This window comes from Citrobacter sp. CK181 (assembly GCF_030333595.1).
GTDB lineage: Bacteria > Pseudomonadota > Gammaproteobacteria > Enterobacterales > Enterobacteriaceae > Citrobacter_B > Citrobacter_B koseri.
The window spans coordinates 16,666-30,873 of sequence record NZ_JAOWFN010000008.1; the positions used below are offsets into that span (position 1 = coordinate 16,666).

General features: G+C 55.1%; 12 protein-coding genes and 1 pseudogene. 8 read left to right on the forward strand and 5 right to left on the reverse strand.

Annotation, left to right across the window (positions count from 1 at the left end; genetic code table 11):
* Nucleotides 1-40: 40 nt before the first annotated feature.
* Nucleotides 41-1,402: a lysine-sensitive aspartokinase 3 gene (gene lysC / locus OGW17_RS03430; RefSeq protein ID WP_012134664.1), complete on the reverse strand. Its 1,362-nt coding sequence runs from the start codon at nucleotides 1,400-1,402 to the stop codon at nucleotides 41-43.
* A gap of 305 nt (nucleotides 1,403-1,707) precedes the next feature.
* On the opposite strand from lysC, the gene pgi reads away from it, so the two are divergent.
* The 6 genes and pseudogenes from pgi to OGW17_RS03460 form a co-directional block, all read left to right on the forward strand.
* Nucleotides 1,708-3,357: a glucose-6-phosphate isomerase gene (gene pgi / locus OGW17_RS03435; RefSeq protein ID WP_071257656.1), complete on the forward strand. Its 1,650-nt coding sequence runs from the start codon at nucleotides 1,708-1,710 to the stop codon at nucleotides 3,355-3,357.
* 458 nt (nucleotides 3,358-3,815) lie between these two features.
* On the forward strand, nucleotides 3,816-4,058 hold the full coding sequence (gene yjbE / locus OGW17_RS03440) for an exopolysaccharide production protein YjbE (protein WP_012134661.1): 243 nt from the start codon (nucleotides 3,816-3,818) through the stop codon (nucleotides 4,056-4,058).
* 107 nt (nucleotides 4,059-4,165) lie between these two features.
* Complete coding sequence (locus OGW17_RS03445) at nucleotides 4,166-4,804, forward strand: YjbF family lipoprotein (RefSeq protein WP_071257658.1); 639 nt, start codon at nucleotides 4,166-4,168, stop codon at nucleotides 4,802-4,804.
* Nucleotides 4,801-5,538 carry a capsule biosynthesis GfcC family protein gene (locus OGW17_RS03450; RefSeq protein WP_071257659.1) on the forward strand — a complete coding sequence of 246 codons (738 nt, stop codon included), beginning with the start codon at nucleotides 4,801-4,803 and terminating at the stop codon, nucleotides 5,536-5,538. Before OGW17_RS03445 ends, OGW17_RS03450 begins: the two co-directional genes overlap by 4 nt.
* The gene (locus OGW17_RS03455) at nucleotides 5,538-7,634 is read left to right on the forward strand and encodes a YjbH domain-containing protein (protein WP_071257660.1); all 2,097 of its coding nucleotides are present in this window, start codon (nucleotides 5,538-5,540) and stop codon (nucleotides 7,632-7,634) included. The genes OGW17_RS03450 and OGW17_RS03455 overlap by 1 nt, the downstream gene beginning before the upstream one ends.
* A 16-nt stretch (nucleotides 7,635-7,650) precedes the next feature.
* Nucleotides 7,651-7,749 (forward strand): annotated as a pseudogene (locus OGW17_RS03460) (hypothetical protein); the annotation flags it as partial.
* Here OGW17_RS03460 and OGW17_RS03465 read toward each other — a convergent pair.
* On the reverse strand, nucleotides 7,732-8,184 hold the full coding sequence (locus tag OGW17_RS03465) for an acyltransferase (RefSeq protein ID WP_024130839.1): 453 nt from the start codon (nucleotides 8,182-8,184) through the stop codon (nucleotides 7,732-7,734). The pseudogene OGW17_RS03460 and the gene OGW17_RS03465 overlap by 18 nt on opposite strands.
* A gap of 141 nt (nucleotides 8,185-8,325) precedes the next feature.
* On the opposite strand from OGW17_RS03465, the gene psiE reads away from it, so the two are divergent.
* Nucleotides 8,326-8,736 carry a phosphate-starvation-inducible protein PsiE gene (psiE, locus tag OGW17_RS03470; RefSeq protein ID WP_012907714.1) on the forward strand — a complete coding sequence of 137 codons (411 nt, stop codon included), beginning with the start codon at nucleotides 8,326-8,328 and terminating at the stop codon, nucleotides 8,734-8,736.
* A 105-nt stretch (nucleotides 8,737-8,841) separates the two neighbouring features.
* On the opposite strand, the gene malG is transcribed toward psiE, so the two are convergent.
* The 3 genes from malG to malE all read right to left on the reverse strand — a co-directional run bounded on the left by malG (nucleotide 8,842) and on the right by malE (nucleotide 12,610).
* Complete coding sequence (malG, locus tag OGW17_RS03475) at nucleotides 8,842-9,732, reverse strand: maltose ABC transporter permease MalG (RefSeq protein ID WP_012134654.1); 891 nt, start codon at nucleotides 9,730-9,732, stop codon at nucleotides 8,842-8,844.
* Nucleotides 9,733-9,746: 14 nt separating this feature from the next.
* Nucleotides 9,747-11,291, reverse strand: a complete 1,545-nt coding sequence (malF, locus tag OGW17_RS03480; RefSeq protein WP_071257663.1) for a maltose ABC transporter permease MalF — start codon at nucleotides 11,289-11,291, stop codon at nucleotides 9,747-9,749.
* Between the two features lie 128 nt (nucleotides 11,292-11,419).
* Nucleotides 11,420-12,610, reverse strand: a complete 1,191-nt coding sequence (gene malE, locus OGW17_RS03485) for a maltose/maltodextrin ABC transporter substrate-binding protein MalE (RefSeq protein ID WP_024130838.1) — start codon at nucleotides 12,608-12,610, stop codon at nucleotides 11,420-11,422.
* Nucleotides 12,611-12,981: 371 nt separating this feature from the next.
* Here malE and malK point away from each other — a divergent pair, with 371 nt between their 5' ends.
* The gene (gene malK, locus OGW17_RS03490) at nucleotides 12,982-14,091 is read left to right on the forward strand and encodes a maltose/maltodextrin ABC transporter ATP-binding protein MalK (RefSeq protein WP_012134650.1); all 1,110 of its coding nucleotides are present in this window, start codon (nucleotides 12,982-12,984) and stop codon (nucleotides 14,089-14,091) included.
* Nucleotides 14,092-14,208: the final 117 nt, after the last annotated feature.

The following is a 14,208-nucleotide window of genomic DNA, read 5'->3' on the forward strand; positions in this document are numbered from 1 at the left end:
CGAGCCCGGCTATAGGTATTATTTATCGCGTGAGGAAATTTTATTCAAACAAATTATGATGAAGCTTCTGCACGACCTGCTCCGCTTCGGTGCCAGGCACCAGGAAACAGAGGTTATGGCTGGATGCGCCATAGCAAATCATGCGGATGTTGAACGGCTCCAGTACGCCGAACACCTCTTTACCGACGCCGCAGGCTTTAGACAGATCGTTGCCAATCAGCGCGACCAGCGCGAGATTTTCTTCCACTTCTACCCGGCATAGCGCGGAAAGCTCCATCAGCAAAGACTGCGTCAGCAGCGTGTCGCCCGTTGAAGTGGAACCGGTGGTATCCAGCGTCAGCGCCACGCTCACTTCCGAGGTGGTGATTAAATCTACGGAGATATTGTGCCGCGCCAGAATGCCGAACACTTCCGCCAGGAAACCACGCGAATGCAGCATATTCAGGCTGTGCAGCGTTAACAGCGTCTGTTTGCGACGCAGCGCCAGCGCGCGGAAGAGCGGTGGGTTTTGGGTTTTATTGCATACCAGCGTCCCGCCCGCTTTTGGATCTTTACTGGAGCCGACGAAAACCGGGATATCACTGCGTACGGCGGGCAGCAGCGTTGCAGGGTGCAGCACCTTCGCGCCAAAGGTCGCCATTTCCGCCGCTTCTTCAAAGGCGATTTCATCGATACGCTGCGCGGCAGGCACCACGCGCGGGTCGGTGGTGTAGATACCCGGCACATCCGTCCAGATATCGACGCGCGCCGCGTGCAGTGCTTCTGCAAGCAGCGCTGCCGTGTAGTCGCTGCCGCCGCGTCCCAGCGTCGTTGTGCGGCCTTTGCTTTCGCTGCCGATAAAGCCCTGGGTGATGACCAGACCCTCTGCCAGGCGTGGGGCAAGCTGTAGCGTGGCCAGTTCCGACAGCGCTGCGATATCCGGTTCCGCGCGGCCAAAACGATCGCTGGTGCGCATCACCTTACGCACGTCAAACCACTGCGCCTGAATATTGCGCTCGCGCAGGATCTCCACAAACAGCAGGGTGGACATCAGCTCGCCGTGACTCACCAGCTCGTCGGTCAGGGCCATTGACGTCGCCAGTGAAGCTGCTTCGGCAAGCGTGGTAATGTTTTCCAGCAGACGCTCGATCTCTTCGCGGATAACGTTCGGGTAACGCAGACGCTCCAGAATATCGAACTGAATTTTACGGATGGCGTCGAGTTTTTCGAAGCGCTCTGGCGGTTCCAGCCCTTCTGCCAGCGCTACCAGCAGATTGGTGACGCCCGCAGAGGCGGAAAGCACCACTAAGCGTGCGTTAGCATCGGAAAGCACCACGTCGGCACTACGGTTCATGGCGTCAAAATCGGCGACGCTGGTTCCGCCAAATTTGGCGACGACGAGCGGGGAAACAGCAGTTGTCATATCAACCTCGTGTCAGGGAATGAAAAAAGCGACCATGGCACAAGGGCAGAACAGAAACCGGTGCAGGCGCAAATACCGTATTTATAAATAAAATGTGTGGCTGGGACTGTCAACGCCGGGATTATGCGGATTTTTTATGCTGTCTTAGCCCTCAGTAACAGTGCTTATAACGACTATACTTTTTGCTGCTTTTTATCCGCGTTTGATTCGCGTTCGGGCTAACGGCACTAAAACAATCACACTTTTTTGTGACTGGCGTTACAATCGATCTCAGTCACAATTCTCAAATCAGAAGAGTATTGCTAATGAAAAACATCAATCCGACGCAGACTTCTGCCTGGCAGGCACTACAAAAACACTACGACGACATGAAGGACGTTACTATCGCGGATCTTTTCGCGAAAGATAGCGACCGTTTTACCCGATTTTCCGCGACGTTTGACGATTTGATGCTGGTGGATTTCTCCAAAAACCGCATCACCGAAGAGACGCTGGCGAAATTGCAGGATCTGGCGAAAGAGACCGATCTGGCCGGTGCGATTAAGTCCATGTTCTCTGGCGAAAAAATCAACCGTACCGAAGACCGTGCCGTGCTGCACGTTGCGCTGCGTAACCGTAGCAATACCCCGATTATCGTTGACGGCAAAGATGTAATGCCGGAAGTGAATGCGGTGCTGGAGAAGATGAAAGCCTTCTCTGAAGCGATTATTTCAGGTCAATGGAAAGGTTACACCGGTAAAGCGATCACTGACGTGGTCAACATCGGTATCGGTGGTTCCGACCTGGGGCCGTTCATGGTGACTGAAGCGCTGCGCCCGTACAAAAACCATCTGAATATGCACTTTGTGTCTAACGTCGATGGCACCCACATCGCCGAAGTGCTGAAGAAAGTAAACCCGGAAACCACCCTGTTCCTGGTGGCGTCTAAAACCTTCACAACGCAGGAAACTATGACCAACGCCCACAGCGCGCGCGACTGGTTCCTGAGCACCGCAAATGATGAAAAACACGTCGCGAAACACTTTGCGGCGCTTTCCACCAATGCGAAAGCGGTGGGTGAGTTTGGTATCGACATCGCCAACATGTTCGAATTCTGGGACTGGGTCGGCGGTCGTTACTCTCTGTGGTCGGCGATTGGCCTGTCTATCATCCTGTCTGTCGGCTTTGACAACTTCGTTGAACTGCTGTCCGGCGCGCATGCGATGGATAAACACTTCTCCACAACACCGGCTGAGAAAAACCTGCCGGTGCTGCTGGCGCTGATCGGTATCTGGTACAACAACTTCTTTGGCGCAGAAACCGAAGCGATTCTGCCGTACGACCAGTATATGCACCGTTTTGCGGCCTACTTCCAGCAGGGCAATATGGAGTCCAACGGCAAGTATGTTGACCGTAACGGCAATGCCGTAGACTACCAGACTGGCCCAATCATCTGGGGTGAGCCGGGCACCAACGGCCAGCACGCGTTCTACCAGCTGATTCACCAGGGGACGAAGATGGTGCCTTGCGACTTTATCGCCCCAGCGATAACCCATAACCCGTTGTCCGATCACCATCAGAAACTGCTGTCTAACTTCTTCGCTCAGACCGAAGCGCTGGCGTTCGGCAAATCCCGCGAGGTGGTTGAGCAGGAATATCGCGATCAGGGGAAAGATCCGTCTCAGCTTGAGCATGTGGTGCCGTTCAAAGTGTTCGAAGGCAACCGCCCGACGAACTCCATCCTACTGCGTGAAATTACGCCGTTTAGCCTGGGGGCGTTGATTGCGCTGTATGAGCACAAAATCTTCACTCAGGGCGCGATCCTGAACATCTTCACCTTCGATCAGTGGGGCGTTGAGCTGGGTAAACAGCTGGCTAACCGTATCCTGCCGGAACTGGGTGATGATAAAGCGATTTCCAGCCATGACAGTTCAACTAACGGTCTGATTAACCGTTATAAAGCATGGCGTGCCTGATGGCGTAACGCCCGGTGGCGCCAGGCTTACCGGGCCTACAAACGGCGCGTCCTGTAGGCCGGATAAGGCGTTCCGCCGCCATCCGGCAGAAAAGTGATATATCTGTAATTAGAGCCGATATTATTATCGGCTTTTTTATAAGATAATTCCGGTTGTCTGTGCTATTCCGCAAAAATTTATATTGAGCTTAATCCTAAAATAATGAATAACCCGTAAGTTACTCGGTGTTATTTTCAGAGTATACGGATAATAAATATTGCATTGTTTTATTTTAATGTAATGTTTTTAAAGGATATTTAATTATAATATAAGTGCCATTCCAGCCAAAAGTTTAATTATCCTAAAACCGCCTCGCTATTTAGACCTGTCGCAATCCACATGCTTTAGTTGTGTATACTCGATCCCGCCTGAATCGTTTTTCGGGTAAATCTCCATTCATTCAATGAAGGGATATTGTGATGAAAAAAGCTCTGTATGGCATTTTTGCCATATCTGCGCTTGCGGCGACTTCTGTCTGGGCCGCCCCCGTTCAGGTGGGTGAAGCAGCAGGGTCGGCGGCGACGTCGGTATCCGCGGGAAGTTCCTCCGCGACCAGCGTCAGCACCGTAAGCTCGGCGGTGGGCGTCGCTCTGGCGGCGACCGGCGGTGGCGATGGTTCTAATACCGGAACCACTACCACCACAACCACCAGTACCCAGTAACACCGGTACGTTTAATCATAACCACACTTCGGTGTGGTTATTTTAGCTTGCCTGAACCTGTGTGACTTCCTGGCCGGGGCCACCCGGCAATAATGCGGAGAAGAGTCGTGAAGCGACCTGGAATTATCATCATTTGCCTGCTGTTACAGGCTTGCTCAGCCACCACTAAAGGTCTGGGTAATTCGCTGTGGGACAGTCTGTTCGGTACGCCGGGCGTACAACTGACGGACGATGACATTCAAAACATGCCTTATGCCAGCCAGTACATGCAGCTCAATGGCGGGCCGCAGCTGTTTGTGGTGCTCGCTTTCGCAGAGAACGGGCAGCAGAAATGGGTGACGCAGGATCAGGCCACCATCGTGACCCAGCATGGCCGCCTGATTAAAACCCTGCTCGGCGGCGACAATCAGATCGGTGTGAACAATCTGGCGGCTGACCCATTGGCCAGACCGGCACAAATCGTAGATGGCGCAACGTGGACGCGCACGATGGGCTGGACGGAACATAAACAGGTGCGTTACGCCACCGCCCGCTCGGTCTTCAAATGGGATGGCACTGACAGCATTAAGGTCGGTAGCGATGTAACCGCCGTTCGCGTACTGGATGAAGAGGTTACAACCGACCAGGCGCGCTGGCATAACCGCTACTGGATCGACAGCGAAGGGCAAATCCGCCAGTCGGAACAGTATCTGGGGGCGGACTACTTCCCGGTGAAAACCACGCTCATTAAGGCGGCAAAACAATGATGAAACAGACCATTGCAGCGCTGGCCCTGAGTTTGTGCGCTTCCTCATCTTTTGCCGCAGGCACCGTGAAGGTGTTTGCCGCAGGCAGCACTGAACCGAAGACGCTCACCGGCGCGGAACATCTGATCGATCTGGTCGGGCAGCCGAGACTGGCGAACAGCTGGTGGCCTGGCGCGGTTATCAGCGAAGAGCGGGCTACCGCCACGGCGCAGCGCCAGCAGCAGGAATTATTGGGCCGCCTGGCTGCGTTTGGCGCAGAGAAAAGCGGCGATGACGCCGCCGCAATCAATACGCTGCGCCAGCAGGTGCAGATGTTAAAAGTGACCGGCAGACAGCTCGTTAACCTTGACCCGGATACCGTACGCGTCAGCGAACGGGGCAATCCGCCGTTGCAGGGCCATTACACGCTGTGGGTCGGCGGGCAGCCGACGGATATCACGCTGTTTGGATTGGTTAGCCAGCCGGGTAAACGGCCCTTCAGCCCGGGGCGGGACGTGGCCAGCTACCTTGATGAGCAAAGCCTGCTCAGCGGGGCGGATCGCAGCTATGCGTGGGTTGTCTATCCCGACGGACGCACGCAGAAAGCGCCGGTCGCTTACTGGAACAAGCGTCACGTTGAGCCGATGCCAGGCAGCATCATTTTTGTCGGTCTTACGGATTCTCTATGGAGCAACACGCCGGATGCGCTTAACGCCGACATTCTTCGTACTCTGACGCAGCGGATACCCGAATAATGAAAAAAACACATCTGCTCAGCTTACTGGCGCTGGGCATCAGCGCAGCCTGCCATGCCGAAACATATCCGGCCCCCATTGGGCCGTCACAATCTGACTTCGGCGGCGTGGGGCTGCTGCAAACGCCAACGGCGCGAATGGCGCGGGAAGGGGAGATGAGCCTGAACTATCGTGATAACGATCAGTATCGCTACTACTCCGCGTCGATACAGTTGTTCCCGTGGCTGGAAACCACGCTGCGCTATACCGACGTGCGTACCAGACAATACAGCAGCGTGGAGTCGTTTTCCGGCAACCAGACCTACAAAGACAAAGCCTTCGACCTGAAACTGCGGTTATGGGAAGAGAGCTACTGGATGCCGCAGGTGGCGGTCGGCGCAAGGGATATCGGCGGGACGGGGCTGTTCGATGCGGAATACATCGTGGCGAACAAAGCCTGGGGGCCGTTTGATTTCTCGCTCGGTCTTGGCTGGGGTTATCTGGGCACCAGCGGCAACGTGAGCAATCCGTTTTGCTCATACAGCGATAAATTCTGTCACCGCGATAACAGTTATAAACAGGCCGGTTCCGTCAACGGCAGCGATATGTTCCATGGGCCAGCGTCGCTGTTTGGCGGGGTGGAGTATCAAACGCCCTGGCAGCCGCTGCGCCTGAAACTGGAGTATGAAGGCAACAATTATCAGCAGGATTTCGCGGGTAAGCTGGAGCAGAAGAGCAAGTTTAACGTCGGCGCCATTTACCGCGTCACCGATTGGGCCGACGTTAACCTCAGCTATGAACGCGGCAACACCTTTATGTTTGGCGTGACGCTGCGGACAAACTTCAACGATTTGCGCCCATCGTATAACGATAACGCGCGACCGAAATATCAGCCTGAGCCGCAGGACGCCATCCTGCAACACTCGGTCGTCGCTAACCAGTTGACGCTGCTGAAATACAACGCCGGACTGGCGGACCCTAAAATTCAGGTGAAAGGCGATACGCTGTACGTCACCGGCGAGCAGGTGAAATACCGTGATTCGCGGGAAGGGATCGAACGCGCGAATCGGATCGTCATGAACGATCTGCCAGAAGGGGTTCGCACGATCCGCGTGACGGAAAACCGTCTCAATATGCCGCAGGTCACTACGGAAACCGATGTCGCCAGCCTGAAACGCCATCTGGAAGGCGAGCCATTAGGACACGAGACCCCACTGGCGCAAAAACGTGTGGAGCCGATCGTGCCGGAAACAACCGAGCAGGGTTGGTATATCGATAAATCGCGCTTTGATTTCCATATCGATCCGGTGTTGAACCAGTCTGTCGGCGGCCCGGAAAATTTCTATATGTACCAGCTTGGCGTGATGGGGACGGCGGATCTGTGGGTAACGGATCATCTGCTTACCACCGGCAGTCTGTTTGCCAATATCGCCAACAACTACGACAAATTTAACTACACCAACCCACCGAACGATTCGCATCTTCCGCGTGTGCGTACCCATGTGCGCGAATATGTGCAGAACGATATCTATGTGAATAACCTGCAAGCCAACTACTTCCAGTACCTTGGCAACGGTTTCTACGGCCAGGTTTACGGCGGTTATCTGGAGACCATGTACGGCGGCGCAGGGGCGGAAGTGCTGTATCGCCCGGTCGACAGCAACTGGGCGTTTGGTCTTGACGCTAACTACGTGAAACAGCGTGACTGGCGTAGCGCGCAGGATATGATGAAATTCACCGATTACAGCGTGAAAACCGGCCACTTGACCGCCTACTGGACGCCGTCGTTCGCGCAGGATGTGCTGGTGAAAGCGAGCGTCGGTCAATATCTGGCTGGCGACAAGGGCGGTACGCTGGAAATCGCGAAACGCTTTGACAGCGGCGTGGTGGTTGGCGGCTATGCCACGATCACCGATGTGTCGCCGGACGAGTACGGGGAAGGGGATTTCACCAAAGGCGTGTACGTGTCGGTGCCGTTGGATCTCTTCTCGTCCAGCCCAACCCGCAGCCGCGCAGCGATTGGCTGGACGCCGCTGACGCGTGATGGCGGTCAGCAGCTTGGCCGGAAGTTTGGTCTGTACGATATGACCAGCGACCGCAACGTGAATTTCCGCTGATCGAGCCGTTTGCCAGCCGGATGGCGCTACGCTTATCCGGCCTACAAACCGCATTCATTGTAGGCCGGATAAGGCGTTTACGCCGCCATCCGGCAATTTACAGGCGACGCAATAATTTTGCCGGGTTTCCGGCATATACGCCTTTCTCGGTGATCGATTTAGTGACCACGCTTCCCGCGCCGATCACTGTGCCGTCGCAAATGCTGACGGCCAGGATGGTCGCGCCGCTGCCGATGGAAACATTGCTGCCGATCTCAATTCGCCCCCAGTTCTGCCTGTTCGGGTCAGGCTTTCCTTCACGAAACATGTCGTTAGCGAACATTACGCCGTGGCCGATAAAGCAATCGCGTCCAATCGTGACATATTCGCAAACAAACGTATGGGACTGAATTTTTGTGTTTGCGCCAATCTGTGTATTGCCCTGTATTTCGACAAAAGGTCCGATGAAAACATTGTCGCCAAGCTGGCAGTCGTACAGGTTTGCGGGCTCATAAATCACCACATTTTCACCGCAGGTGACGTTGCGGACGGTAGCGTGTTTTAACTGCATTTTCCCTTCTCTTTGAAACATGCCGTGACAGAGATCATTCTCCGCTGACCTTTGCTGCACAAAACATAAACAAAAAATATAGATCTCCGTCACATTTTTGCGTTATACAGGAACCTTGCTACTGAGAAAGAGGGGGCTGCTATGACGTCACTATCTCGTCCACGCGTGGAGTTTATCTCCACGATCCTACAGACCGTGCTGAATCTTGGGCTGTTAAGTCTGGGCCTGATCCTGGTCGTTTTCCTCGGTAAAGAGACCTTACATCTGGCGGATGTGCTGTTCGCGCCGGAGCAAACCAGCAAATACGAGCTGGTGGAAGGGCTGGTGGTCTACTTTCTCTACTTTGAGTTTATTGCGTTGATTGTGAAGTATTTCCAGTCAGGTTTTCATTTCCCGCTACGCTACTTTGTCTATATCGGGATCACCGCGATTGTGCGGCTGATCATCGTCGATCATAAATCGCCGATGGATGTGCTGATCTACTCTGCGGCGATCCTGTTATTGGTGATCACCCTGTGGTTATGTAATTCGAAACGGCTAAAACGGGAATAAAAAATGGCGCTCCGAGGAGCGCCGAAGAACAGTCACAAGTTGGGATAATATAAGTTGAGGGTTGCAGTGGCATTGCCCGTTTCCGGGCAGGTACATCAATGAAACTTAGCCTTTCACACCGCCTGCCGTCAGGCCGTTGACCAGCCAACGCTGGGCCAGCAAGAACACCAGCGTGATCGGGATGGCGGACAACACGGCTGCGGCGGCAAAATCGCCCCACAGATAGTTTTGCGGGTTGAGGTACTGCTGCATACCTACCGCCAGGGTATAGCTGTTTACATCACGCAGTAACAGCGAGGCGACAGGAACTTCAGTGATGGCGGCAATGAACGACAGAATAAAGACCACCGCCAGAATCGGCACCGAGAGCGGCAGCAGCACCAGGCGGAAAGCCTGCCACGGCGTCGCGCCATCCAGCGCCGCCGCTTCTTCCAGCGAACCGTCGATGGTTTCGAAATAGCCTTTAATCGTCCAGACGTGCAGCGCAATTCCGCCCAGGTAAGCGAAAATCACCCCGCCGTGGGTATTCAGACCGATAAACGGAATGTACTGGCCGAGACGGTCGAACAACGCGTACAACGCCACCAGTGACAGCACCGCCGGGAACATCTGGAAAATCAGCATCCCTTTGAGCAACGTCGCTTTGCCGGGAAAGCGCATACGGGCAAACGCGTAAGCGCAGGTCGTAGAGAGCGCCACGATGCCAATGGCGGTGATCGCCGCGACTTTGATCGAGTTCCACAGCCATAACAGAACCGGGAAGGGGGGCGGCGTGACACGGCCATCAGCGTGTTCCACGCTGAAGCCCAATGCCAGCCGCCAGTGCTCCCAGGAGATGCGTTCCGGGATCAGGCTCCCGGTTGCGAAGTTGCCTTCACGCAGCGAAATGGCGACGACCATCAGCAGCGGGAACATGATTGCCGCGATAAAAATCAGCAGCCCTAAGTGCGTGATGAAGAGACGCAGCTTTTGAGATTTGGGTTGAACCATTGCCATTGTTGTTATCTCCCTTAATCAAACTTCATACGCGTGGCTTTCAGGTTCACGATGGCCAGCGCGCCGACCAGCAGGAAGATCAGCGTGGCGATCGCGGCCGCCAGACCGAAGTCCTGGCCCCCGCCGCCTTCAAAGGCGATGCGGTAGGTGTAGCTCACGAGCAGGTCGGTATAACCGGCTGGCGTAGTGGTGCCGAGGCGGTCCGGGCCGCCGTTAGTCAGAAGCTGAATCAGTACGAAGTTGTTAAAGTTAAAGGCAAAGCTGGCGATCATCAGCGGCGTCAGCGGCTTAATCAGCAGCGGGAATGTAATCTTAAAGAAGTTCTGGAACGGCCCCGCGCCGTCCATTGCCGAGGCTTCGTACAGATCGTCTGGAATCGCTTTCAGCAGGCCCATGCAGAGGATCATCATGTACGGATAGCCCAGCCAGGTGTTGACGATAATGACCATCGTGCGGGCGGTGTTCGGGTCGCTGAACCAGGCCGGTTTGAGGCCAAACAGCGCGCTCAGCATCATGTTGATCTCACCAAAGCTCTGGTTGAACAAACCTTTGAAGATCAGAATTGAGATGAACGACGGCACCGCATACGGCAGAATCAGCAGCACGCGGTAAATCGCTTTACCTTTCAGCGCTTCCCACTGTACGAGGCAGGCCAGCACCATCCCAACCGCCACGGTCAGCAGCACGGTGAGAACTGAGAACACCACGGTCCAGACGAAGATCGCGAAGAACGGTTTCTGGATGCCCTCGTCAGTAAAGACGCGGAAGAAATTGTCCCAGCCGATGGTCACGGTGTAGCCTGGGCTCAGTTTTTCGTCGCCCCAGTTGCCGTCCGCGTTGATGGCCTGATAGTAGCCAATATCGTTGTTTGGCCGATACGCCACGCCGCTCTGGTTATTTGTCAGCGTGCCGTCGCTGGCGAGGGTATAGAGCGGCTGGGTGCCGGAAAACTGGCGCAGCGAGCTCATGATGACCTTGCTTTCATCGGGCAAAACGGCGGTAAGCTGGTTCAGCGCCTGACGATTTTGGGTGATGATGCGCAGGTTGGCGCGTTCACCGGTCGGCAGCGCGTCAGCCTCTTTCAGTTGCAGTTTTTGTTCGCCGCCGAATTTAAAGGCGTCGGAGAGATAATTCTTGCCGGTTTCGCCGTCGGTGAGGGCCAGTTGCCACTCGTCACCCGCCGGATACAGGCCAAAGTTATAGGTTTTGCCCGCCTGATAAGAACGATCCATCAGCACCTGCTGGGCGCGTTCAAAGGTGAGCTGGTTGGTGCTGCTGTAGTTGGTAAAGGCGATGGCGATAGTGCAGACCAGCGGGAACAGGACAAACAGTCCCATACCGGCCATGCCCGGATAAACATAGCGCCAGGCATAGGTTTTACGATTCGCGAAAATATACAGGCCAGCAGAGCTTAAAATCAGCGTCATGATGGCAAACAGGTACTCCCCTTGTGCGTACATTAAAACTACAAGGTAACCCACCAGCAGGCCCAGCAGACCAATCGCTGACCACTTCAGCGCGTCGCTTTGCCACCAATGTTTCTTTTTAATGACATCCATGGGGATCTTCCTCTACAACTTTGAAATCCTGTAGGTCAGCGTGCCTGATGGCGCTGCGCTTCTCCGGCCTACCTGCTCTGTAGGCCGGAGAAGGCATTGATGCCGCCATCCGGCACACGACCTGAACATTACTTGGTGATACGGCCCTGCGCGTCTTTCAGCGCGGCGTCGACAGTCTGACGACCGCTGGCAGCGTTGATAACTGCCGTACGAACCGCATACCAGAAGGCTGACATCTGCGGAATGTTCGGCATGATTTCGCCTTTCTGGGCGTTATCCATCGTGGCGGCGATACGCGGATCTTTCGCTAACTGATCCTGGAAGGATTTCAGCGCAACCGCGCCCAGCGGTTTGTCCTTGTTCACGTCGTCCAGACCCTGATCGGTCAGCAGGTAGTTTTCGAGGAACTCTTTCGCCAGCTCTTTGTTCGGGCTGGCGGCGTTAATGCCCGCGCTCAGCACGCCAACGAACGGTTTAGACGGTTTGCCTTTGAATGTCGGCAGCAGTGTCACGCCGTAATTGATTTTGCTCTTGTCGATGTTTGACCACGCCCACGGACCGTTGATGGTCATCGCCGTTTCGCCTTTGTTAAAGGCGGCTTCCGCGATGGAGTAATCGGTATCGGCGTTCATGTGTTTGTTTTTGATCATATCGACCAGGAAGCCCAGACCGGCTTTCGCCCCTGCGCTGTCTACGCCGACATCTTTCACGTCATACTTACCGTTCTCAAACTTGAACGCGTAACCGCCATCGGCAGCAATCAGCGGCCAGGTGAAGTACGGTTCTTGCAGGTTGAACATCAGCGCGCTCTTACCTTTCGCCTTCAGCTCTTTATCCAGCGCCGGGATCTCTTCCCAGGTTTTCGGCGGGTTCGGAACGAGGTCTTTGTTGTAAATCAGGGACAGCGCTTCAACCGCGATCGGGTAGGCGATCAGCTTGCCGTTGTAACGCACCGCATCCCAGGTGAACGGATAGAGCTTGTCCTGGAACGCCTGGTCCGGGGTAATCTCAGCCAGCAGGCCAGACTGTGCGTAGCCGCCAAAACGGTCATGCGCCCAGAAGATGATGTCCGGGCCGTCACCGGTGGCCGCAACCTGAGGGAATTTCTCTTCCAGCTTGTCCGGGTGCTCAACGGTGACTTTAATGCCGGTGTCTTGTTCGAATTTTTTGCCCACTTCAGCGAGGCCGTTGTAGCCTTTGTCGCCGTTAATCCAGATAACCAGCTTACCTTCTTCAATCTTGGCGAGAGCCGAGGCGGAAAACATCATCGTCGTCAGTGCGGACAATGCGAGGATGCGTGCGCCAGTTTTGATTTTCATATCTCCCATCCTTTTTGGTGATGTGCTCGTGGATACACAGAGGTGGCTTAACGGTATCTAGTTTCTTTATACGACAACCTCTTTCCATCCTCCTTACCCCTACGCCCCACCCCTTCTTTATGTGATCTGTGTTGCATAAATGTGAGTAATGCGTGTTGGCGCACATAAAAACACCGCGATTTTTGCAGGTGACATCACGAAATTCCTCGGCGGGGCGCGGCCCGGGTCTCAGACGCGGCTCCCTCATCCTCCCGCCTCCTCCCCCATAAAAAAGCCGGGGGGTGGAGGATTTACGCAATCAAGGGATCACGCATAGTCAGGCCATCATGAATGTTGCTGTCGATGACAGGTTGTAACGAAGGGAGAAGGGCATGGCGAGCGTACAGCTGCGAAATGTAACGAAAGCCTGGGGTGACGTGGTGGTATCGAAAGATATCAATCTCGACATTCACGAAGGGGAATTCGTGGTGTTTGTCGGACCGTCAGGCTGCGGGAAATCGACCTTGCTGCGTATGATCGCCGGACTTGAAACCATCACCAGCGGAGATCTGTTCATTGGGGAAGCCCGTATGAACGACATCCCGCCCGCCGAACGCGGCGTGGGGATGGTTTTCCAGTCCTATGCGCTCTACCCCCACCTGTCCGTGGCAGAAAACATGTCTTTTGGTTTGAAGCTGGCGGGGGCCAAAAAAGAGGTGATGAATCAGCGTGTGAATCAGGTGGCGGAAGTGCTGCAACTGGCGCACCTGCTGGAGCGCAAGCCGAAAGCGCTCTCCGGCGGCCAGCGCCAGCGCGTGGCGATAGGCCGCACGCTGGTGGCGGAACCGCGCGTGTTCCTGCTTGATGAGCCGCTGTCTAACCTTGATGCCGCTCTGCGCGTGCAGATGCGTATCGAAATCTCCCGCCTGCATAAGCGTCTGGGCCGCACGATGATTTACGTCACCCACGATCAGGTCGAAGCGATGACGCTGGCCGACAAAATCGTGGTGCTGGATGCCGGCCGCGTGGCGCAGGTCGGTAAGCCGCTGGAGCTGTACCACTATCCGGCGGATCGCTTCGTCGCGGGCTTTATCGGTTCCCCGAAAATGAACTTCCTGCCGGTGAAAGTCACCGCGACCGCTATCGAGCAGGTGCAGGTTGAGCTGCCGAACCGCCAGAACGTCTGGCTGCCGGTAGAAAGCAACGGCGTTCAGGTCGGGGCAAATATGTCGTTAGGTATTCGTCCAGAGCATCTGCTGCCCAGCGACATCGCCGATGTCACCCTGGAAGGCGAGGTTCAGGTCGTCGAACAACTTGGTCACGAAACACAAATTCATATCCAGATCCCCGCCATTCGTCAAAACCTGGTTTACCGCCAGAACGACGTGGTGTTGGTAGAAGAGGGTGCCACATTCGCTATCGGTCTGCCGCCAGAGCGTTGCCATCTGTTCCGTGAAGATGGTTCCGCATGCCGTCGGCTGCATAAGGAGCCGGGCGTTTAAGGTCCCCATTAAAAAACAAAACGCAAAACCATTCGAGGATGCATCGAGGCGGCAAGTGAAAAAACACCGCCAACAAAGAGGCAGTCCGAAGGGGGACGCGTTTAAAGAAAAGCAATG

Excerpts from the sequence above, each read along its gene's own strand:
- malG (WP_012134654.1), bottom strand. The coding sequence starts at position 9,732 with ATGGCAATGGTTCAACCCAAATCTCAAAAGCTGCGTCTCTTCATCACG.
- malF (WP_071257663.1), bottom strand. The coding sequence starts at position 11,291 with ATGGATGTCATTAAAAAGAAACATTGGTGGCAAAGCGACGCGCTGAAG.
- OGW17_RS03455 (WP_071257660.1), top strand. The coding sequence starts at position 5,538 with ATGAAAAAAACACATCTGCTCAGCTTACTGGCGCTGGGCATCAGCGCA.
- lysC (WP_012134664.1), bottom strand. The coding sequence starts at position 1,402 with ATGACAACTGCTGTTTCCCCGCTCGTCGTCGCCAAATTTGGCGGAACC.
- pgi (WP_071257656.1), top strand. The coding sequence starts at position 1,708 with ATGAAAAACATCAATCCGACGCAGACTTCTGCCTGGCAGGCACTACAA.
- psiE (WP_012907714.1), top strand. The coding sequence starts at position 8,326 with ATGACGTCACTATCTCGTCCACGCGTGGAGTTTATCTCCACGATCCTA.
- malK (WP_012134650.1), top strand. The coding sequence starts at position 12,982 with ATGGCGAGCGTACAGCTGCGAAATGTAACGAAAGCCTGGGGTGACGTG.
- yjbE (WP_012134661.1), top strand. The coding sequence starts at position 3,816 with ATGAAAAAAGCTCTGTATGGCATTTTTGCCATATCTGCGCTTGCGGCG.
- malE (WP_024130838.1), bottom strand. The coding sequence starts at position 12,610 with ATGAAAATCAAAACTGGCGCACGCATCCTCGCATTGTCCGCACTGACG.
- OGW17_RS03465 (WP_024130839.1), bottom strand. The coding sequence starts at position 8,184 with ATGCAGTTAAAACACGCTACCGTCCGCAACGTCACCTGCGGTGAAAAT.
- OGW17_RS03450 (WP_071257659.1), top strand. The coding sequence starts at position 4,801 with ATGATGAAACAGACCATTGCAGCGCTGGCCCTGAGTTTGTGCGCTTCC.